This is a genomic window from Streptomyces sp. NPDC087310, assembly GCF_044744405.1.
Taxonomy (GTDB): domain Bacteria; phylum Actinomycetota; class Actinomycetes; order Streptomycetales; family Streptomycetaceae; genus Streptomyces.
Genome location: NZ_JBIUYF010000001.1, coordinates 570,532 through 591,155, shown reverse-complemented (window position 1 = coordinate 591,155; position 20,624 = coordinate 570,532). Strand labels below are relative to the sequence as shown.

At 71.4% G+C, this 20,624-nt stretch carries 18 protein-coding genes; 9 read left to right on the top strand and 9 right to left on the bottom strand.

The annotated features are described in order from the left end of the window. Positions 1 to 76: 76 nt before the first annotated feature. The 3 genes from ACIO3P_RS02195 to ACIO3P_RS02185 all read right to left on the bottom strand — a co-directional run bounded on the left by ACIO3P_RS02195 (position 77) and on the right by ACIO3P_RS02185 (position 3,361). Complete coding sequence (locus ACIO3P_RS02195) at positions 77 to 1,846, bottom strand: ABC transporter ATP-binding protein (RefSeq protein WP_401850858.1); 1,770 nt, start codon at positions 1,844 to 1,846, stop codon at positions 77 to 79. 127 nt (positions 1,847 to 1,973) lie between these two features. Then, the gene (locus ACIO3P_RS02190) at positions 1,974 to 2,699 is read right to left on the bottom strand and encodes a methyltransferase domain-containing protein (protein WP_329825956.1); all 726 of its coding nucleotides are present in this window, start codon (positions 2,697 to 2,699) and stop codon (positions 1,974 to 1,976) included. Positions 2,700 to 2,767: 68 nt separating this feature from the next. Next, a complete protein-coding gene (locus ACIO3P_RS02185) occupies positions 2,768 to 3,361 on the bottom strand; it encodes a DUF3043 domain-containing protein (protein ID WP_329825957.1) in 594 nt (197 codons plus the stop codon). A 283-nt stretch (positions 3,362 to 3,644) separates the two neighbouring features. On the opposite strand from ACIO3P_RS02185, the gene ACIO3P_RS02180 reads away from it, so the two are divergent. The 5 genes from ACIO3P_RS02180 to ACIO3P_RS02160 all read left to right on the top strand — a co-directional run bounded on the left by ACIO3P_RS02180 (position 3,645) and on the right by ACIO3P_RS02160 (position 10,244). Then, complete coding sequence (locus tag ACIO3P_RS02180) at positions 3,645 to 4,421, top strand: PspA/IM30 family protein (RefSeq protein ID WP_329825958.1); 777 nt, start codon at positions 3,645 to 3,647, stop codon at positions 4,419 to 4,421. Positions 4,422 to 4,430: 9 nt separating this feature from the next. Continuing rightward, entirely contained in the window at positions 4,431 to 4,715 is a 285-nt protein-coding gene (locus tag ACIO3P_RS02175; RefSeq protein WP_401850420.1) for a hypothetical protein, read from the top strand. A gap of 220 nt (positions 4,716 to 4,935) precedes the next feature. Continuing rightward, complete coding sequence (locus tag ACIO3P_RS02170) at positions 4,936 to 6,189, top strand: histidine kinase (RefSeq protein ID WP_329825960.1); 1,254 nt, start codon at positions 4,936 to 4,938, stop codon at positions 6,187 to 6,189. Next, positions 6,186 to 6,875: a response regulator transcription factor gene (locus ACIO3P_RS02165; protein ID WP_329825961.1), complete on the top strand. Its 690-nt coding sequence runs from the start codon at positions 6,186 to 6,188 to the stop codon at positions 6,873 to 6,875. Before ACIO3P_RS02170 ends, ACIO3P_RS02165 begins: the two co-directional genes overlap by 4 nt. A gap of 198 nt (positions 6,876 to 7,073) precedes the next feature. Continuing rightward, the gene (locus tag ACIO3P_RS02160) at positions 7,074 to 10,244 is read left to right on the top strand and encodes an efflux RND transporter permease subunit (protein ID WP_401850418.1); all 3,171 of its coding nucleotides are present in this window, start codon (positions 7,074 to 7,076) and stop codon (positions 10,242 to 10,244) included. A gap of 254 nt (positions 10,245 to 10,498) precedes the next feature. Here ACIO3P_RS02160 and ACIO3P_RS02155 read toward each other — a convergent pair whose 3' ends face one another. Both ACIO3P_RS02155 and ACIO3P_RS02150 read right to left on the bottom strand, forming a co-directional pair. Further along, positions 10,499 to 10,696 carry a DUF397 domain-containing protein gene (locus ACIO3P_RS02155; RefSeq protein WP_329825963.1) on the bottom strand — a complete coding sequence of 66 codons (198 nt, stop codon included), beginning with the start codon at positions 10,694 to 10,696 and terminating at the stop codon, positions 10,499 to 10,501. After that, on the bottom strand, positions 10,675 to 11,520 hold the full coding sequence (locus ACIO3P_RS02150; RefSeq protein ID WP_401850416.1) for a Scr1 family TA system antitoxin-like transcriptional regulator: 846 nt from the start codon (positions 11,518 to 11,520) through the stop codon (positions 10,675 to 10,677). Before ACIO3P_RS02150 ends, ACIO3P_RS02155 begins: the two co-directional genes overlap by 22 nt. 151 nt (positions 11,521 to 11,671) lie before the next feature. Between ACIO3P_RS02150 and ACIO3P_RS02145 the strand changes: the two genes are divergently transcribed. Both ACIO3P_RS02145 and ACIO3P_RS02140 read left to right on the top strand, forming a co-directional pair. Further along, on the top strand, positions 11,672 to 11,968 hold the full coding sequence (locus ACIO3P_RS02145) for a hypothetical protein (RefSeq protein WP_329825965.1): 297 nt from the start codon (positions 11,672 to 11,674) through the stop codon (positions 11,966 to 11,968). A 188-nt stretch (positions 11,969 to 12,156) separates the two neighbouring features. After that, positions 12,157 to 12,666: a hypothetical protein gene (locus tag ACIO3P_RS02140; protein WP_329825966.1), complete on the top strand. Its 510-nt coding sequence runs from the start codon at positions 12,157 to 12,159 to the stop codon at positions 12,664 to 12,666. A gap of 10 nt (positions 12,667 to 12,676) precedes the next feature. Here ACIO3P_RS02140 and ACIO3P_RS02135 read toward each other — a convergent pair whose 3' ends face one another. Beyond that, the gene (locus ACIO3P_RS02135; protein ID WP_401850415.1) at positions 12,677 to 13,921 is read right to left on the bottom strand and encodes a multidrug effflux MFS transporter; all 1,245 of its coding nucleotides are present in this window, start codon (positions 13,919 to 13,921) and stop codon (positions 12,677 to 12,679) included. 258 nt (positions 13,922 to 14,179) lie between these two features. Next, the gene (gene nadA, locus ACIO3P_RS02130; protein WP_401788119.1) at positions 14,180 to 15,382 is read right to left on the bottom strand and encodes a quinolinate synthase NadA; all 1,203 of its coding nucleotides are present in this window, start codon (positions 15,380 to 15,382) and stop codon (positions 14,180 to 14,182) included. A gap of 249 nt (positions 15,383 to 15,631) precedes the next feature. Between nadA and ACIO3P_RS02125 the strand changes: the two genes are divergently transcribed. Beyond that, positions 15,632 to 15,988 (top strand): iron-sulfur cluster assembly accessory protein, encoded by a 357-nt coding sequence (locus tag ACIO3P_RS02125; RefSeq protein ID WP_329826308.1) that lies wholly within the window; start codon positions 15,632 to 15,634, stop codon positions 15,986 to 15,988. Positions 15,989 to 16,111: 123 nt separating this feature from the next. Here the strand turns inward: ACIO3P_RS02125 and ACIO3P_RS02120 are convergent, their stop codons facing one another. Next, a complete protein-coding gene (locus ACIO3P_RS02120) occupies positions 16,112 to 17,764 on the bottom strand; it encodes a hypothetical protein (RefSeq protein WP_329825969.1) in 1,653 nt (550 codons plus the stop codon). A 240-nt stretch (positions 17,765 to 18,004) separates the two neighbouring features. On the opposite strand from ACIO3P_RS02120, the gene ACIO3P_RS02115 reads away from it, so the two are divergent. After that, positions 18,005 to 18,979, top strand: coding sequence for a carbohydrate kinase family protein (locus tag ACIO3P_RS02115; RefSeq protein WP_329825970.1), 975 nt, complete (start codon positions 18,005 to 18,007; stop codon positions 18,977 to 18,979). 53 nt (positions 18,980 to 19,032) lie between these two features. Here the strand turns inward: ACIO3P_RS02115 and ACIO3P_RS02110 are convergent, their stop codons facing one another. Then, the gene (locus ACIO3P_RS02110; protein ID WP_329825971.1) at positions 19,033 to 20,436 is read right to left on the bottom strand and encodes an aminotransferase class V-fold PLP-dependent enzyme; all 1,404 of its coding nucleotides are present in this window, start codon (positions 20,434 to 20,436) and stop codon (positions 19,033 to 19,035) included. Positions 20,437 to 20,624: the final 188 nt, after the last annotated feature.

The window sequence follows — 20,624 nt, the reverse complement described above, 5'->3', positions numbered from 1 at the left end:
CGGGATTATCCCGTTTGTCCGCCTGTTCGGCTCGCTGTCCGACGCGCTACGCGTCCATGGCCTGCGTGCCGCGGGATCAGCGCGCCGCCGCCAGGAACTGCGTCGCCGCCAGCTCCCCGTACAGCGGATCCCTCGCCACCAGCTCCTCGTGCGTGCCCACCGCGCGCACCCGGCCCGCGTCCATCACCACGATCCGGTCCGCGAGCGTCACCGTCGACAGCCGGTGCGCCACCACCAGCACCGTCACCTCCCGCGCCGCCTCCGCCACCACATCGCGCAGCGCCAGCTCGTTGACCGCGTCGAGCTGCGACGTCGCCTCGTCCAGGAGCAGCAGCCGCGGCCGGCGCAGCAGCGCCCGCGCGATGGCCACACGCTGCCGCTCACCGCCCGACAGCTTCGAGCCGCGGTGGCCGACCAGCGTCTCCAGCCCCTCCGGCAGCCGGTCGACGAGCCCGTCCAGCCTGGCCCGTACGAGAACCTCCCGGATGCGCTCCTCGGAGGCGTCGGGCGCGGCGAAGACCAGGTTCTCGCGGAGCGTCCCGGCCAGCACGGGCGCGTCCTGCTCCACGTAGCCGATCGTGGCGCGCAGCTCGGGCAGCGACCACTCCCGTACGTCCCTGCCGTCCACCAGCACCCGGCCGCCGGTCGCCTCGTAGAACCGCTCGATCATCCCGAAGACGGTCGTCTTGCCCGCGCCGGACGGGCCGACGAAGGCGGTCATCCCCGGTCCCGGCACCTCGAAGGAGACCCCGTGATGGACATACGGAAGGTCCTCGCGGTACCGGAAGGTGACGTCCTCGAAGACCACGGAGGCGGGACCCGCGGCCTCCACGGGTACGGCCGCGGTGGAAGGCTCCAGCGTCTCCGTGCCGAGCCGTTCCGCCTCCACGATCCGCGCCACCGCCGCCGACCCCACCTGGTACTGCGTCACCGCCCCCACCAGCTTCGACACCGGGTCGATCAGATAGAACAGGAAGAGCAGGAACGCCACCAGCGTCGATACGGAGATGGCCCCCGAGGCCACCCGCGCCCCGCCGATCCCCAGCACCGCCAGGAACGACACCTGCACGGCGAGACCGACCGAGGACCCGGCCACCGACTGCCACTTCGCCGCGCTGACCCCGTGACGCCACGCCTCCTGGGCCGCCGCCGCCACCACGGCGGTCTCCCGCTCCTCCGCGCCCGACGCCTTGACCGTGCGGAACGCCCCGAAGGCCCGCTCCAGCACTGTCGAGATATGGCCGACGGCCTCCTGCGAGCGCTTCGTCGCCCGCGAGATCCGCGGCATCACCAGCGCCACGGCGCCGCCGATCACCACGATCACCCCCAGCGTGACCCCGAGCAGCACCGGGTCCAGCCAGCCCATCAGCGCGATCGTCGCCACGAACGCCAGCCCGCCGGTGGCGGCCGAGACGATCGACTGCGTGGTCACCGCCCGCAGCAGCGTCGTGTCCGAGGTGATCCGGGACATCAGATCGCCCGGCTGGGTCCGCTCCACCTCCGGGAGCCGCAGCCGCAGCAGCCGCCCTATCAGGGTGCGGCGGGCGGCCAGCACGACGGACTCGGCGGTCCGCTCCAGGAGGTACGAGCCCACCGCCTCGATCGCCGTCCCGAACACCACCAGGGCCGTCAGGATCAGCAGGATCCCGGTGATCGAGGAGTCACCGCCGAGCCGGTCCACCAGCTCCCGCGCCGCGAGCGGCTGCGCCAGCCCGCTCGCCGCGCCCAGCAGCGCGAGGAACGCGCCGAGGGCGACGGTCCTGCGGTGCGGCCGGAAGTGCCGGTAGAGGGCCACCCAGGTCTCCCGGGCGGGCAGCGGGGGCGTCTCGGCTCTGTCGCTCTTGATCTTCTTGTCCTTCTCGGCGCCGCTCTCGGGGCTCGCAGCGCTCGTGCTCACAGTGCTCACCCCGGTGAGGACGCGGTCACGGCCCGATCACCTGAGCGGACCGCGCCCCCGATCATCCGGCGTTCCCTCAGCCGCGTACGCCGCACAGGTGCAGCAGCGCCGCGACCCCGCGGTACGGATCCGTGCGCCCCGCCCGGTCCTCCGCCGCCAGCAGCCGCTCCAGCGCGTCACCGGCGGGCGGCAGCGCGTCGTCGGCCGCCCCGTCCGTGAAGACCCGTACGCCGTACCAGACGTGCAGCGGCGCGGCGATCCCCGCCAGCGTCGCCGTCAGCGCCTCCAGCCGGTCCGCCCGTACGCGCAGACCCAGCCGGTTCGTGTACGTGTCCGCGTCGAAGGCGTCGAGCGCCCCCGCCCAGTCCCCGGCCACGCCCGGCCGCACGGCCAGGCTGTTCCCGTTCCGTACCAGCAGCGACAGCAGACCGCCCGGCGCCAGCACCCTGGCCAGCCCCGCGAGCAGCGCGTCCGGCTCGTTCACGTACATCAGCACGCCGTGGCACAGGACGAGGTCGAAGCTGCCGGGCAGGAAGTGCACCCCGGTCTCCAGGCCGTCGCCCTCGATCAGCCTGACCCGCTCACGTATCCCCGCGGGCTCCGTGGCCAGCGCCTCGCGCGCCGTCGCCAGCATCCCGGCGTCGGACTCCAGGCCCGTCACGGCGTGCCCGGCGCGCGCCAGCCGCAGGGCCTGCGTGCCCTGGCCCATGCCGACGTCCAGCACCCGCAGCCGCCGCCCGACCGGGAAGCGCCCGGCTATCTGCTCGTCGAGCTGGCGTGCGACCAGCTCCTGGCGGACCACGTTCCGTAGCCCTCCGAGCCCGGCGAGCCAGCTCGCCGAGCCTCCCGCGAAGCCGGAGACCTCAGCGCTCAGGGCCGCTCTCCGCGCTTGACCTGCGGCTTCGGCAGCCGCAGCCGGCGCATCTGGAGCGTACGCATCAGGCCGTAGGCCACCGCACCGCGCTTGGGGGTGTCGGGGAAGCGCTCGGCGAGCTGCTTCTTCAGCCGCAGCCAGATGCCGATCGAGTCGACGACGATCATCACGATCACACCGAGCCACAACAGCAGCGCGATGTTCTGGAGCGAGCCGACCCGGACCATGGACAGCACGAGGATCACCACCGCGAGCGGCAGGAAGAACTCGGCGACACAGAAGCGCGAGTCGACGTAGTCACGGACGAAGCGGCGCACCGGCCCCTTGTCACGGACCGGCAGATAGCGCTCGTCACCGTTGGCCAGAGCCTCCCGCTGCCGGGCCAGATCCACGCGGCGCGCCTCGCGCTGCTGCTTCATGGCCGACTTGCGGTCGGTCGGCGTGGTGGCGGCACGACGACGCTGCGTCTGTGCCTCACTGCGCTTGGGAGTCGGGCGGCCCTTCGGGGCCTGCGGGTCGCGGGGCGTGGAGAGGTCCGCCGTCACCTTGGTGGCGGTGGCCTTCTCTTCCTTCGAGCGGCTTCGGAACACAAAGCCCAAGGGTACGGGGTGTCGCGGTTGGACCCCACCCCGGTGGGGAACGATCCCGCAACAGCGTGCGTCTGTACCGGGACAGACCCGACTTTGCGCCGCTTTCCCTGATGGTCATCTACTCCTTGCGCCTGACGGCGGGGCGGAGCAGTCGTCCTTGGGGAGGAGCGCATCCGAGCTGGAACAGTGCGGTAATAGAGGCAGGGCCCGTACTGTGGGTTCTGTTGGAGTGCTGGAGCTGTAGTCCGTCAGAAGGGGGCGCGCGAAGCCCATGAGCGGTGTCATGAAGCGTATGGGGATGATCTTCCGCGCGAAAGCCAACAAGGCCCTTGACCGGGCCGAGGATCCGCGCGAGACCCTCGACTACTCGTATCAGAAGCAGCTCGAACTGCTGCAGAAGGTACGCCGCGGCGTCGCCGACGTCGCGACGTCCCGCAAGCGGCTGGAACTGCAGCTCAACCAGTTGCAAGGCCAGTCGAGCAAGCTGGAGGACCAGGGCCGCAAGGCGCTGGCGCTCGGCCGGGAGGACCTGGCCCGCGAGGCCCTGTCCCGCCGCGCCTCGCTCCAGCAGCAGGTCACCGACCTGGAGACGCAGCACCAGACCTTGCAGGGCGAGGAGGAGAAGCTGACCCTCGCCGCACAGCGCCTCCAGGCCAAGGTCGATGCCTTCCGTACGAAGAAGGAGACGATCAAGGCCACCTACACCGCCGCCCAGGCACAGACCCGGATCGGCGAGGCGTTCTCCGGCATCTCCGAGGAGATGGGCGACGTCGGCATGGCGATCCAGCGTGCCGAGGACAAGACCGCCCAGCTCCAGGCGCGCGCGGGCGCCATCGACGAGCTGCTGGCCTCCGGCGCCCTCGACGACCACTCCGGGCTCGCCAAGGACGACATCGCGACGGAACTGGACCGCATCTCCGGCGGATCCGACGTCGAGCTGGAGCTGCAGCGCATGAAGGCCGAACTGGCCGGCGGCTCGACCCAGAAGCAGGCGATCGAGGGCGGCGCGACCGACCCCCAGGACGCCCCTCCCAGTCAGCACAAATTCGACAAGCAGTAGGGATTCGTCATGATCGTACGGATCATGGGGGAGGGCCAGGTGAAGCTGGCGGACAGCCACTTCGCCGAGCTCGACAAGCTGGACGACGAACTGCTGGCCGAGGTCAGGAGCAGTGACGAGGACGGCTTCCGCCGCACCTTCCACGCGCTCCTGGCCAAGGTGCGCGAACTGGGCGAACCACTGCCCGCCGACGCGCTGGAGCCCTCCGAACTGATCCTGCCGTCCCCGGACGCCACGCTGGAGGAAGTCCGGGCCCTCCTGAACGACGACGGCCTGATTTCTACCTCTTCTTGAGGGCTCGGTTCGCCTCCGGGGCGCTTGCTGTACTCATCAGCGGCCTCCGGCCGCGGGCACTGTCGACGGTCGACCGTGCTCGGTTCGTTCGTTCCTCACGAACCTGCGCGCGCTCTCCCTTACGACAGCGGCGCGCCCTTCGGCTCACTCGCCGGCTTGGCGAGGAGCTGGCCGAGGACGTGGCACCGCGACGATCGGATCGCACCGTACCGTGGGCGGGGTGAATCCCCTCGGTAGTGCGTTCGTCCGCGCGCGGCGCTGGGCCCGTGGCCATCCGCTCGCCGCCGACGGTGTGCTCGCCGTGGGCGCCCTGGTCTGCATGGGCATCGGTTCGTTCGCCGAGCCGCACCGTGGGGACGGCGTTCCCTCCTTCGACGCGCGTACCCCGACCACCCTCAGTCTCGTGCTCGTGGTGCTCGGTGCCGGCATGCTGGTCTTCCGGCGCCGTGCGCCCATGCTCGTCCTGCTGGGCGCCGGCCTGCTGACCATGATCGAGCTGATCACGATGCGGCCGCCCGCCCCGGTCTTCATGTGCGCCGTGCTGGCGCTCTACACCGTCGCCGCCCGCACCGACCGGCCCACCACCTGGCGGGTCGGGTTCGCCACCATGAGTGTGCTCGCGGCGGTGGCGATGGGGCTCGGCGACGGGCCCTGGTACTCGCAGGAGAACTTTGGGGTCCTCGCCTGGACGGGGATGGCGGGCGCCGCGGGCGACGCTGTACGGAGCCGCCGGGCCTTCGTTGACGCCATCCGGGAGCGCGCCGAGCGCGCGGAACGCACCCGGGAGGAGGAGGCCCGCCGCCGGGTCGCCGAGGAGCGGCTGCGGATCGCCCGTGACCTGCACGATGTCGTCGCCCACCACATCGCGCTGGTCAACGTGCAGGCGGGCGTCGCCTCGCACGTCATGGACAAGCGGCCCGACCAGGCCAAGGAAGCCCTCGCACACGTACGGGAAGCCAGCCGCTCCGCGCTCAACGAGCTGCGCGCCACCGTCGGCCTGCTCAGACAGTCCGGCGACCCGGCGGCGCCCACCGAACCGGCGCCGGGGCTCGCCCAGCTCGACGGGCTGCTCGACACGTTCCGGAACGCGGGCCTGCCCGTGGAGTTCGCGGCGAACGGCGCGGTGGCCCCCGGGCGCGAGCTGCCCGCGGCCGTCGACCTCGTCGCGTACCGGATCATCCAGGAGGCCCTGACCAATGTGCGCAAGCACGCGGGCGGGGGAGCGAAGGCCGAGGTCAGCGTCGTACGGGTGGGGCCCACCGTGGAGATCACCGTCCTGGACAACGGCACCGGTCCCACCGCCGCCGGCGATCCTCAGGCGGCGGACACCCACAGCGGCGGCCACGGCCTCGTCGGCATGCGCGAGCGCGTCACCGCGCTCGGCGGCACCCTCACCGCGGGACCCCGCTACGGCGGCGGCTTCCGCATCCAGGCGATACTGCCGGTCATGAACCGTACGGGGGAGAACACGTGACGATCCGGGTGCTGCTCGCCGACGACCAGGCGCTGCTGCGCAGCGCGTTCCGCGTGCTGGTCGACTCCGAGCCCGACATGGAGGTCGTCGGCGAGGCCGCCGACGGAGCGGAGGCCGTCGCCCTCACCCGCGCCCTGCGCCCCGACGTCGTCCTCATGGACATCCGGATGCCCGGTACGGACGGCCTCGCCGCCACCCGTACGATCAGCGCCGACCTGGAGCTGGCCGGGGTGCACGTCGTCATGCTGACCACCTTCGAGGTCGACGAGTACGTGGTGCAGTCGCTGCGCGCCGGGGCCTCCGGCTTCCTCGGCAAGGGCGCCGAGCCCGACGAACTGCTCAACGCCATCCGGATCGCCGCCGCGGGCGACGCCCTGCTGTCGCCCGCCGCGACCAAGGGCCTGATCGCCACCTTCCTCGCGCAGAGCGCGGGACGGCCGGAGGGCCAGGACACGGTGGCCCGCCACAGCGAACGCCTGGCGGCGCTCACGGTGCGCGAGCGCGAGGTGCTCGTACTCGTCGCCGCGGGCCACTCCAACGACGAGATCGGGGAGCGTCTCGAAGTCAGTCCGCTGACTGTCAAGACCCATGTGAACCGGGCCATGGCAAAACTTGGCGCCCGGGACCGGGCCCAACTCGTCGTAATTGCCTACGAATCGGGCCTCGTACGTCCAAGGGTGGAGTAGGACGCCCCATCCGCTACTCCAAGCGCGGTATGCGGCGCATAAGGAAAGGCACCTTGGGGCGACGGATCCGGCTCTCGAATGGTTGATCGTATGGAGAGGGGCCGTTGCCGTCCTCCGTCGGAGGCGCAGGCGTAGGCCGTACCTCCGCGCCCGGGCCGCACCGCCCGCCTGCCGCGTACACCACAGAAGAGAGACCCCATGTCCTGGCTGGCAAAATTCAGCCTCGCGCAAAGGGCCCTGATAGGGCTGATGTCTATCGTCGCGCTGCTCTTCGGGGCGATCGCGATACCGCAGCTCAAGCAGCAACTGCTGCCCTCCATCGAACTCCCGATGGTCTCGGTGCTCGCCCCCTACCAGGGCGCCTCCCCCGATGTGGTCGAGAAGCAGGTCGTCGAACCGCTTGAGAACTCCATCAAGACCGTCGACGGGATCAAGACCGTCACCTCCACCGCCAGCGAGGGCAACGCCCTCGTCATGGCGAGCTTCGACTTCGGTGACAGCGGTACGAAGCAGCTCGTCGCCGATGTCCAGCAGGCCGTGAACCGCGCCAGGGCGCAGCTCCCGACCACCGTCGACCCGCAGGTCATCGCCGGCTCGACGGACGACATCCCGACCGTCGTCCTCGCCGTCACCTCCGACAAGGACCAGCAGGCCCTCGCCGACCAGCTCGACCGCTCCGTCGTCCCGGCCCTCCAGGACATCGAGGGCACCGGCCAGGTCACCGTCGACGGCGTCAGGGACCTCCAGGTCTCCGTCACGCCCGACGACCGGAAGCTCGCCGCGGCCGGCGTCAACGCCATGTCGCTCTCCGAGGCGCTCAAGGCGGGCGGCGCGACCCTGCCCGCCGGCTCCTTCACCGAGGACGGCAAGAGCCGTACGGTGCAGGTCGGCGGCGGCTACACCTCCCTCAAGCAGATCGAGGACCTGCGGATCGCGCCCGCGGCCGGCGGCTCCGGCGGCGCGGGTGCGGGTACGGCGCCCTCGTCCCCCGTACGCCTCGGTGACATCGCGAAGGTCGAGCAGACCCAGTCCGCCGCGACCGCGCTGACCCGTACGAACGGCAAGCCCAGCCTCGCGGTCAACGTCACGATGGACAAGGACGGCAGCGCCGTCGCCATCTCGGACGCGGTCAAGGAGAAGCTGCCCGACCTCCGCAAGGACCTCGGCTCCGGCGCCACCCTCACCGTCGTCAGCGACCAGGGCCCCGAGGTCTCCAAGTCCATCTCGGGCCTGACCACCGAGGGCGCGCTCGGCCTGCTCTTCGCGGTCCTCGTGATCCTGGTCTTCCTGGCCTCGCTGCGCTCCACCATCGTCACCGCGGTCTCCATCCCGCTGTCGATCGTCCTCGCGCTGATCGTGCTGTGGACGCGTGACCTGTCGCTCAACATGCTCACCCTCGGCGCGCTGACCATCGCCATCGGCCGCGTCGTCGACGACTCGATCGTCGTCCTGGAGAACATCAAGCGGCACCTCGGCTACGGCGAGGAGCGCGAGAAGGCGATCCTCACCGCCGTCCGCGAGGTCGCCGGCGCGGTCACCGCCTCCACGCTCACCACCGTCGCCGTGTTCCTGCCGATCGGTCTCGTGGGCGGCATGGTCGGCGAGCTGTTCGGCTCGTTCTCGCTCACCGTGTCCGCGGCCCTGATCGCCTCGCTGATCGTCTCGCTCACCGTGGTCCCGGTGCTCTCGTACTGGTTCCTCAAGCCGCCGAAGGCCATCGCCGGGATCGACCCCGACGAGGCGCGGCGCCTGGCGGAGGAGAAGGAGACCAGCAGCAGGCTCCAGCGGCTGTACGTCCCGGTCCTCCAGTTCGCGACCCGGCGACGGATCGCGAGCCTGGGCATCGCGGTCGTCGTGCTGCTCGCCACGTTCGGCATGGCGCCGCTGCTCAAGACCAACTTCTTCGACCAGGGCGAGCAGGAAGTCCTCTCCATCAAGCAGGAGCTGGCGCCCGGCACCAGCCTGGAGTCGGCCGACGCGGCCGCGAAGAAGGTCGAGAAGGTTCTCGCCGACTCGGACGAGATCAAGGACTACCAGGTCACCGTCGGCTCGTCCGGCTTCATGGCGGCCTTCGGCGGCGGTACGGGCTCCAACCAGGCGTCGTACCAGGTGACCCTGAAGGACGCCGCGACGTCCGAGAAGACCACGGAGCACCTGGAGAAGGAGCTCGCCGCGCTCGACGGCATCGGCACCACCACGATCGGCGCGGGCGGTGGCTTCGGCGACCAGAACCTGAGCGTCGTGGTCAAGGCGTCCGAGGGCGACACCCTCGACAAGGCCGCGGAGCAGGTACGGGACGCGGTCGCCGGTCTCGACGACGTCACCGACGTCGAGAGCGACCTGGCGCAGAGCATCCCCCGTATCTCGGTCAAGGCCAACTCCAAGGCCGCCGACGCCGGTTTCAACGACACCACGCTCGGTATGGCCGTCGGCCAGGCCGTACGCGGCACCCCGTCCGGTTCGGCGATGCTGGACGACAGCGAGCGCGATGTCGTCGTCACCTCCGACAAGCCCGCCACGACGATCGCCGAGCTGAAGAACCTGCCGCTCGGCCCGGTGAAGCTCGGCCAGATCGCCGATGTCGAACTGGTGCCGGGTCCGGTCTCCATGACGCGGATCGACGGCGCGCGCGCCGCGACGATCACCGCACGGCCCGTCGGTGACAACACCGGCGCGGTCAGCACCGAGCTCCAGACGAAGATCGACGCCCTGAAGCTGCCCGAGGGAGCCACCGCCACCATCGGCGGCGTCTCGGCGGACCAGGACGACGCGTTCCTCCAGCTCGGCCTGGCCATGCTCGCGGCCATCGCGATCGTGTTCATGCTCCTGGTCGCGACCTTCCGGTCGCTGATCCAGCCGCTGATCCTGCTGGTCTCCGTCCCGTTCGCGGCGACGGGCGCGATCGGGCTGCTGATCGTGACGGGTACGCCGCTGGGCATCCCGGCGATGATCGGCATGCTGATGCTGATCGGCATCGTGGTGACCAACGCGATCGTCCTGATCGACCTGATCAACCAGTACCGCGCCCAGGGCCTGGGCGTCGTGGAAGCGGTCATCGAGGGTGGCCGCCACCGGCTCCGCCCGATCCTGATGACGGCACTGGCGACGATCTTCGCGCTGATCCCGATGGCGCTCGGCGTCACGGGCGAGGGCGGCTTCATCGGCCAGCCGCTCGCGGTGGTCGTGATCGGCGGCCTGCTGTCGTCGACGCTGCTGACGCTGCTGCTGGTGCCGACGCTCTACGCGATGGTGGAACTCCGCAAGGAGCGCCGCGCGAAGAAGAAGGCGGCGAAGAGGTCCACGCCCGCGAACCCGCCCGCCCGGACGGACGCGGACGCGGAGCAGACCCCGGAGCCGGCGAACGCCTGACGATCGGTCCGGCCTGCCAGGCCCGCCAGCCTGAAGTGCCCCGAAGCCCCCGCGCGAGCGGGACGCTTCGGGGCACGGCCATACCCGCATGCCCCGTCCCAGGACCTTCCTGGGACGGGGTCTTGCTTCCCGGCGCCGTGAGCCTGCACCGCACCGCGATCGATGCCGCCGTCGCGGCGGGGGTCGGGCGCATCCTCTGCACACGTCACCAGGGCGCCGGTTGCGACAGCCCCTTCCGCCCCGGTAGCCGACTTCTATGCCTTGAGGGTGGTGACGAACGCGGTCCAGGAGCGGGCCGGGATGATGACTATGGGGCTGTGGGGGAGCTTGCTGTCCCTTACGGGGACGAGACCGGGGAGGTCCTCGGTGATCTCCAGGCACTCGCCCCCGTTTGGGTTGCTGTAGCTGCTCTTGCGCCAATGGGCGATGCTCAGCTCGGGGGCGTTTCGCATGGCTGGTACTCCTCCATTGTTTTCCGGATCAACTTCGCCGACTCCGTCAGCGAGAGGGCGTTGGCGCGCACCAACTCGTACTGGAGCCGCCATGCCTTCACCGCGCCCCGGTCCTCGTAGAGATGGCCGATGTCGATGCCCTCTTCGTAGGCCATCGTGGAACCGTCGGTGAGTGTCAGCAGCGTCAGTGAGCCGCCCATCAGCGAGTGTGGACCCGCACTGAACGGCATCACCTGAATTTTACTGTCCGGAGTATCCACCTGGGCGAGGAGCGAAGCCAGTTGGTTGAACATGCACTCCTTGTCGCCCACCTGTCGCCGGAGCGCCGATTCGTCGACGATCGCCCAGCGGAACGGAGGAGGGTCCGCGTGCTGCCGTTCCTTCCGGGCCATCCGGAGTGCGACCCGCTCCTCAACCTTCTCCGGGGGTACTCCCGGAACGGTCTTGATGTACGCGCGTGCGTATGGCTCGGTCTGGAGTAGCCCAGGTACGGCTTGAGCCCCGTACTGCTCGATGATCTCCGCCTGCGCGTCGAGGTCCATATATCGCCGGTACTGGTCCGGATGAGCCTCCCGCTTTGCCAGTTGGTACAGGCCGTGGAAGTGGTTGCCCGTCCCGAACGCCGCATCCAGCTTGCGCGGCAGATCCGGCGGCGCCAGCAACTCCGCCGTCTCGATGCGCGCGAGCGTGCTCTTGCTGGAGTTCAGGATGTCCGCGAGCTGTACGAGCGACAGGTCTGCGCGCTCCCGGTGGCGGCGCTGTTCCGCGCCGAAGTAGTGGCGGGCGGACAGGTACGGGTTCAGGGCCTGCGGCGTGAACTTCATGCTGCTTCACCTTTCGGTCGTCCCGTGCTCAACGCTGGGACGGAACGCCCCTGTTGAGGTCATACGTCACGGTGTGACGATGGGTGCACACAACGTAACGATCGGTGTTCGTTCGCGCCAGCCCGGCCCGACAGACAGGAGCCACCCCCAGATGCACCAGCAGACAGCCGGCCCCCACAGCCCCCTTCGGCTCCTGCCATGGACCACCGCCGAGGGCACCCCCTGCTACCTCAGCGCCGCCGGCCCCGACAGCCGGATGTCCCGGCTCGCCGACGAGGCCGAGGAGGATCTGATCGCCTCCGTCGAGCAACTCCTCTCCGACGCGGGCCCCGAGCCCATTCCGGCCGATGCCGATCGGGACGCGCTGTGCGGGATGGTCGGCTGCCTCATCGAGGCGTTGCGTACGACCCTGCGTATCGCCGTGAGCCGGGGAGCCCGCCTGCCGTAGCGCCGTGGAACCGTAGTGCTCCGGAAGGACCGGCCGGACCGGCCCCGGCCGACGACCATGGGGGCCGCGAATCGCTCCGTACTGGCGCCGTACGACGTGCGGTACCGTCGGAAGTCGAAGGGGACCGGGGGTACACCAACTCCCACCCGGCGCAGGCGGATCCGACGGAGCCTCACCGAGGAGGGGCCATGCCCGACGCTTTCGAGAACCCGGGTGAGGCGACCCCGGCCGAGGTCGCCCGCGCCCGGTACGCGCTCTACGTGGAGTCGCTGCGGGCCCGGATGCCCGGCGAGCAGTTCGAGCTGCTCATGGAGATCATCCGGATGTGGGCCGAGGCCGGGGGCGGCACCGTACGGCTGCGGATGGACGGCCCCGAGCGGGAGTTGTTCACGCCGGAGCTCCAGCAGGAGTTCCTCAGTCTGATGGGCCTGATCGGCGCGATGCAGCCCGGTCACGAGGACCGGGCCGACCATGTCGTCGCTCATCTCGGTGACGGCGAGCACACCAAGGGCGCCATGTCGCTGGTCCCCCCTGAGGTGGCCGCCGATCCGGCCAAACTGCGCGCCATGCGGGACAAGTTGGAGGCCCAGCAGAGCAGGCGCCACAGCGACGCACAGACGGTCGAGGGCATCGCCCGTGCGAGTGGAATGTCCCGGACGGCCGACGACGGCGAGGGCGAAGGGGACGCCGTCCCGTAACGACCGGGGATCAGGGGGATCGGGGCGTCAGTTGCCCAGCCGGCCCGTCGGATCCGTCGGACTCGTCGGATCCGTCAGCCCCCGTCCCCGCCCGCTCCGCACGCCGCGCCGCCAGGACCGCCACCCCGCCGCACACCGCCATCCCCGCGAACGCCGACACCGCCGACCCCGCCCCGCCCAGCCCCGCCAGCGGCGCCACCACCGCGCCCACCGCGCTCTGCGCCGTGCCCAGCAGGGCCGACCCCGTGCCCGCCGCCTCCGGGACGCGCGCGACCGCCAGCGACGCGGCGTTGGCGAGCACCAGACCCATGCCGCCGCAGAACACCGTCACGAGCGGCAGACACGTGGCGAGCGCCGGCGTCCCCGCCCCGGCCACCGCGAGCAGCGCCACCGCCGCCGCCCACAGCGCGTACAGACCGAGACGCAGCAGCCGTTGCGGAGCGACCCGGCCCACCAGCCGTGCCGACACCGCACCCGAGAGCGCCATGACCACCGCGCCGCCGGAGAAGACCACGGACGAGACGCCGACGCTCAGCCCCAGCACGTTCTGGAGCAGGAACGGGGACCCGGCGACGTAGCAGAACAGCGCGCCGAAGGCGAAGGAGAACGCGAGCGCGTAGCCGGTGTACGCGCGGTCGCCCGCCACCGTCCGTACCGTACGGAGCAACGCGCCACGCCCGCCCGTACGGCGCCGCTCCGGCGGCAGGGTCTCCGGTACGGCGACGGCCACGGCGGCCAGGGCCAGCAGCGACACCCCCGCCAGCCCGCAGAAGACCCCGCGCCAGCCGGCCACGCCGATCACCGCGCCGCCCGCGAGCGGGGCGAGGACGGGCGCGAGGCCCGCCAGCGTCATCAGCACGCCCAGCAGCCGCGCCGCCGCCGCGCCCGTCGCGACGTCCGCGACCACGGCCCGCCCGACGACGACGCCCGCAGCCCCGCTGAACCCGGCGGCCAGCCGCAGCGCGATCAGCGGGCCGAGCCCGGGGGAGAGGGCGCAGAGCGCGGTGGCCACGGTGCAGACCGCTGCCCCCGCGAGCAGCGGGATCCGCCGCCCGTAACGGTCGGAGAGCGGGCCGAGCACGAGATGGCCGAGCGTCATGCCGACCAGGAACGCGGTGAGCGTGAGCTGCACGCCGGAGGCGTCCGTACGCAGCTCGGCGGCCATCCGGGGAAAGGCGGGCAGATACATGTCGGTGGAGAGCGGACCGACGAAACAGAGCAGGACGAGTGCGGCGGTGAGCCGGTGACGGGGCACGGTAGGGCGACCTCTGCTGTCCGGAACGGGAAGAAGGGTGAGGAGAACCGGGACGAACAGGGGATGGGGTGGAGCGTGACAGGGCGGACCTCGACAAGGTGCGCGTGCTCCGGTCAACCGGCTGCCACGGCGGAGCGGGGGCATGGCCCCGTACTCGGAACGCCTGGCCGGTGGGACCGCCACTCTAAGGCAGAGGGGCGGTGTACGGGGAGGATCGGACCCCTCCTGTACACCGCCCCACGGCGCCTTCGGAACCGGCTACGGCAGCGCCAGCATCCGCTCCAGCGCGAGCTGCGCGAGGTCCGCCGTCTCCTGGTCGACCTGGATGCGGTTGACCTCGTTGCCCTCGGCCAGCGATTCCAGCGTCCAGACCAGGTGCGGCAGGTCGATCCGGTTCATCGTGGAGCAGAAGCAGACCGTACGGTCGAGGAAGACGATCTCCTTGCCCTCCGGGGCGAAACGATTCGCCAGGCGCTGTACGAGGTTCAGCTCCGTACCGATCGCCCACTTCGAGCCCGCCGGGGCCGCCTCCAGCGCCTTGATGATGTACTCCGTCGAACCGACGTGGTCCGCCGCCGCCACGACCTCGTGCTTGCACTCCGGGTGCACCAGTACGTTCACGCCCGGGATCCGCTCCCGTACGTCCCGTACGGAGTCCAGTGAGAAGCGCCCGTGCACCGAGCAGTGGCCGCGCCACAGGATCATCTTGGCGTCCCGCAGCTCCTGCCGGGTGAGGCCGCCGTTCGGCTTGTGCGGGTTGTAGAGGACGCAGTCGTCGAGCGACATCCCCAGGTCACGCACCGCCGTGTTCCGCCCCAGGTGCTGGTCGGGCAGGAAGAGCACCTGCTCGCCCTGCTCGAAGGCCCAGTTCAGGGCGCGCTCGGCGTTCGAGGACGTGCAGATCGTGCCGCCGTGCTTGCCGGTGAACGCCTTGATGTCCGCCGAGGAGTTCATGTACGAGACGGGCACGACCCGGTCGGCTATGCCCGCGTCCGTCAGCACGTCCCAGCACTCCGCGACCTGCTCCGCCGTCGCCATGTCCGCCATGGAGCAGCCCGCGGCGAGGTCCGGCAGGACGACCTTCTGGTCGTCGGTCGTCAGGATGTCCGCGGACTCGGCCATGAAGTGCACACCGCAGAAGACGATGTACTCGGCGGCCGGCCGCGCCGCCGCGTCCTTGGCGAGCTTGAAGGAGTCGCCGGTCACATCGGCGAACTGGATGACCTCGTCGCGCTGGTAGTGGTGGCCGAGGATGAACACCTTCTCCCCGAGCTTCTCCTTCGCCGCACGGGCGCGCGCCACCAGGTCGGGGTCGGAAGGGGAGGGCAGGTCGCCGGGGCACTCCACGCCGCGCTCGCTGCGCGTGTCGGCCTCCCTGCCCAGCAGCAGCAGGGCGAGGGGCGTCGGCTGGACGCCGAGATCCTGGACGGCGAGATCCTGAACGGGCTGGGCCGTGGTCACGTCACGCACCCTCTCTTCTCAGCAGATGCTTCTCGGCAGCCGCACCTTTTCGTCTCATTGACGCTATCTATCATAGCTGCTTCATGTCACGTTGACGATGGCCATAGCGTCGATGTGACGCATTCCGGCGCGGCGCCCGGTGTGCGAGCATGAAGGCAGGGAAAGACACGTGCCGGCGCCCGGAATGAATCCGTGGCCGAGCAGGTTGCACTGTCGGCAAGCAGTCCGTACAACCCGGGAGAGAAGCAGATGTCCGTATCGGACGAGACCACCACCGTGAGCGACGGCATCCTCCTGTCCGACGCCGCCGCGGGCAAGGTCAAGGCACTGCTGGACCAGGAAGGCCGGGACGACCTCGCCCTCCGCGTCGCCGTCCAGCCCGGCGGCTGCTCCGGCCTCCGCTACCAGTTGTTCTTCGACGAGCGCTCGCTCGACGGCGATGTCGTGAAGGACTTCGACGGCGTCAAGGTCGTCACCGACCGGATGAGCGCCCCGTACCTGGGCGGCGCCTCGATCGACTTCGTCGACACGATCGAGAAGCAGGGCTTCACGATCGACAACCCGAACGCGACGGGCTCCTGCGCCTGCGGTGACTCCTTCAGCTAGGACTCGCCCCCAGCAGCGGTACGACGAAAGGCGGCGGCGCTCCCGTGAGGGGAGCGCCGCCGCCTTTCGCGTTACGTGACCTCAGCGTCTGAGCGCGTCTGAGTGCGTCGGTTCCTCAGAGCCTCAGTGGCGCGCGATCTTCTCGCCCGTCGTGGTGTCCACGACCTGCCGGTCGCCCAGCGGCTTGTCCAGCGTCACCTTGACGGACTGCTCCTTGGCCAGGGCGATGCAGACCCGCTCGGGGTCGGGGTCGGTGACGACCAGCTTCACCTTCACCGCCGTACCGCTCTCGTCCGCCGTCGCCGCGTACTTGCTGCACACACCGCCCGTGAAGTGCAGCGTCAGGCTCCGCCCGGCCGCCTCGTACGACGTGGCGCGCGGTCCCTCGGCCGTGCCGGGGTCGGCCGCGCCGGGGCCGCCGGGCAGCTCCTTGTGCGGGGGCGCGGGCGAGGACGGGGGCTTCGGCGCCGCCTTCTTCAGGAACTTCGGCGCCACTGCGGGGTGCGTGACCGTGTACGGCGCCGAGCCGTCGCCCGGTGTCACCTCGAACAGCCAGGACGGTACGAGCGCCCCGCGCCCGTCCACCGAGCGCACCGCGAGCCCGAAGACCGCCTCGGTGATCTCCACGGACTCCGGGGTCCGCTGGGACTTCTGGGTCGCCGCGCCGCTCTTCGGGGCGCACGGGAGCGCCGGAGGGACGTCCGCACCCGTGGCCGCCCTGCCGTCAGCACCGGACCTGCCCTCGTCCAGCGGCACCGGCGTCGCGCACCCGCCGATCCGGCCGGCGCCAGAACCGCTGCCGGAGCCGGCGCCCGAACCCGTGCCGTCCGCCGCCTTGTTCAGCTCCTTCAGCGCCTCCGCCGCGCTGATCACCGGATAGGCGTCACCCCGCTCCGGGGTCGTGAGCTGCCCGTAACCGCCGGTCACCCGGCCGTCGGGGTCCACCTGGACCGCCGTCGACCAGCCGTACGTGGGCAGCCCGCCGATCACCGGGTCCGCGTTGACCACCCGGACCGCGCCCATGAGCCGGCTGGCGTCGATGTCCGCGTCGTCCTGGCGCAGCGCCTTCAGCACCGGCGCCGCGGCCTTCTTCGCCGCCGCCTCGTCGATCGCCCCGGCCTCACTGCCCGGCGCGAAGGAACCGCCGCCGGACGCGCCGCCACCGCTCGGGCAGCTCTTGCCCTTGAGGCAGTTGTCGCCGCCCGGCGCCGCCCCGAACTCCGCGAACGTCCACGCCCCCGGTGCCTGCTTGGCGACCCGCAGCAGCGGGCCCGAGCCGTCCTTGTCCGTGCCGACCTTCCAGGACGTGCCGTCCGACCGGGGCGCGCCCGTCATCCCGAACGCCTTCGCCAGCCGGGCCACATCGGCCGCGGCGACCGTGCCGCTCGTACGGTAGACGCGGGCGGTGTCCGGCCCCGCGGGCAGCTCGCCCGTGGCGCGGTAGACCACCCCGCTCGGATCCGGCTCACCGGGCGCGATACCCGGCGGCGGGGAGTCCCCGGAGCCCGCGCCCGGGCCCGTGGCGCCCGACTCCGCCGCCGGGGCGTCGAGGGCGAGCAGCGGCGGGTTCCCGTCGCCCGCACCGCCCTTGCTGTCGCCGCTGCCACCGCTTCCGCCGCCGGAGCTGCCGAAGGCGCTCGTGGCGAAATACGCGCCTCCGCCCCCGGCGATCAGGACCGCCGCCGCCACCGCGGCGACGGCGAACGGTGAACGCCTGCCGCGCGGGCGGTCAGCGCTGTCGGCTGTGTTCTCGTCGGGCCGCTCCGTGCTGGTCACCGCTGCGCTCCTTCGACTCCGTGTTTCGTTGCCCTGGCACCGGTGGGACGGACGAGGGCGGCGTGCGGTTCCCCGGTGGGGCCGTCCGGGGCCGGAGTTACGCCGTTCGGGTGGAGCGGCCGTATCCGGACATCCCGTCGATCATTCCTCCGGGTGGGCCGAACTGCGGCTTAGGGGAGAGCGCCGCGAACCGGTAGCGTGAACTGTCCACCGTTCTCCCTCATCAGGAGCGTTCACGCCGTGCGAATCGCAGTCACCGGCTCCATCGCCACCGACCATCTGATGACCTTCTCCGGCCGTTTCGCGGACCAGCTTGTCGCGGATCAGCTCCACACGGTCTCCCTCTCCTTCCTGGTCGACAACCTTGAGGTGCGCAGGGGCGGTGTCGGCGCGAACATCGCCTTCGGCATGGGCCAGCTCGGCACCAACCCGATCCTGGTCGGCGCCGCCGGCCAGGACTTCGACGAGTACCGCGCCTGGCTCGACCGGCACGGCGTCGACACCGGCTCCGTACGGATCTCCGAGGTCCTGCACACCGCGCGCTTCGTCTGCACGACGGACGCCGACCACAACCAGCTCGGCTCCTTCTACGCGGGTGCGATGAGCGAGGCCCGCCAGATCGAGCTGAAGAAGGTCGCCGACCGCGTCGGCGGGCTCGACCTCGTCGTGATCGGCGCCGACGACCCGGAGGGCATGCTCCGGCACACCGAGGAGTGCCGTACGCGCTCCATCCCCTTCGGCGCGGACTTCTCGCAGCAGATCGCCCGTATGGAGGGTGACGAGATCCGCACCCTTCTCGACGGCGCCACGTACCTCTTCTCCAACGAGTACGAGAAGGGGCTCATCGAGGCCAAGACGGGCTGGACCGACGCCGAGATCCTCTCCCGCGTCGGCCACCGCGTCACGACCCTCGGCAAGCGCGGCGTCCGGATCGACCGCGTCGGCGAGGAGCCGATCCTCGTCGGCTGCCCGGAGGAGGAGGCGAAGGCCGACCCGACCGGCGTCGGCGACGCGTTCCGCGCCGGATTCCTCTCCGGTCTGGTCTGGGGCGTCGGCCTGGAGCGCGCGGCCCAGGTCGGCTGCATGCTCGCCACCCTCGTCATCGAGACGGTCGGCACCCAGGAGTACACCCTGGCCAGGACCCGCTTCATGGAGCGCTTCACCAAGGCGTACGGCCACGACGCGGCGGCGGAGGTCCAGGTCCACCTGGTCTAGGCCCACCCGGTCCGGGCCCACCCGGTCCAGGCCCCGCCGGACAGGGCCCGGCGTCACGACACCCGGCGGACCACATACGCGACACCGTGGTCCGCCGGCTGCTCGCCCACGTACTCCTGACCGCGCATCTCGCACCACGCCGGGATGTCCAGCCGCGCCGCCTCGTCGTCCGAGAGCACCGTCACCGTCCCGCCCACGGGCACCTCGCCGAACACCTTGGCCAGCTCGATCACCGGGATCGGACAGCGCCGCCCGAGCGCGTCCACCACCAGCGAGGCCCCCACCGCGTCCGTCCCCGCCACCGCGCGGGCCCCGGCCGCCCCGGCCGGCGCCCCCAGCCTCTCGCGTACGCCGGACACCACCCCCGGCAGCAGCTCCAGGAACCGGTCCACCTCCGCCTCCGGCGTCCCGACGGGGAGCGAGATCCGGACGTTTCCCTCCGACAACACGCCCATCGCGCGCAGCACATGGGACGGCGTCAGCGTGCTGCTCGTACAGGACGACCCCGAGGAGACCGAGAAGTCCGCCCGGTCCAGCTCGTGGAGGAGCGCCTCCCCGTCGACATAGAGACAGGAGAACGTCACGAGATGGGGGAGCCGGCGCTCCGGATGCCCCACCACCTCCACGTCGGGCACCAGCTCGGGCACCCGCGTCCTGATCCGGTCCACCAGCGCCCGCAGCCTGACCGCCTCGGCCGCCGCCTCCGCGCGCACCGCGCGCAGCGAGGCCGCCGCCGCCACGATCGCCGGGATGTTCTGGAAGCCGGGGGAGCGCCCCGACTCCCGCTCGTCGGCCGGGCCGCGCGGGGCGAACCTGACCCCCTTGCGTACGGCCAGCAGCCCCACGCCGGCCGGACCGCCCCACTTGTGCGCGCTCCCCGTCAGCAGCGACCACGCGCCCTCCACCGGGCCCCAGCCCAGCGACTGCGCCGCGTCCACCAGCAGCGGGACGCCCCGGCTGCGGCACACCTCGGCGACCTCGGCCACCGGCTGCTCCGTACCCACCTCGTGGTTGGCGGACTGGAGGCAGGCCAGCGCCGTGTCCTCGCGCAGGGCACCGGCGTACGTGTCCGGCACCACCGCCCCGTACCGGTCCACCGGCACCTCGGTCACCGTGCCGCCGGTCGCCGCCTCGTGGGCGGAGGCCGCGTGGAGCACCGAGGAGTGCTCCACGGCGGAGACGGTCACCCCGAGGCCGACCCGGCGGCGGCCCGACAACACGCCCGACATCCCCGCGTGGACCGCATGTGTCCCCGAAGGAGTGAAGACGAGTTCGTCGGGGCGACAGCCGACGGCCTCCGCGGCGGCCTCCCGGGCCGCGTCCAGCAGCAGTCCGGCCCGGCGCCCCTCGCGGTAGAGCCGGGCGGGGTCCGCCCATCCCTCGTCCAGGGAAGCCTGAAGGGCCTGCCGGGCCACGGGGTGCAGCGGGGCGGAGGAAGCGGCGTCGAAGTAGGGCACGCCCGCCACGCTAACCCGCCGCCGGAGGGGGCGTCAGAAGCGGACCCGGGGCGGCCGGTCGGGGCGCGCGGGCGCCCCGGAATAGCACAGTCCACCCCTTCGGGGAGTCGGGCGGCGCGTTGGGCACCCTCCCCGCACACCCTGAAAACGCGTCCAGTAGGGTTTGGTCCGCATAAACATCCACACCC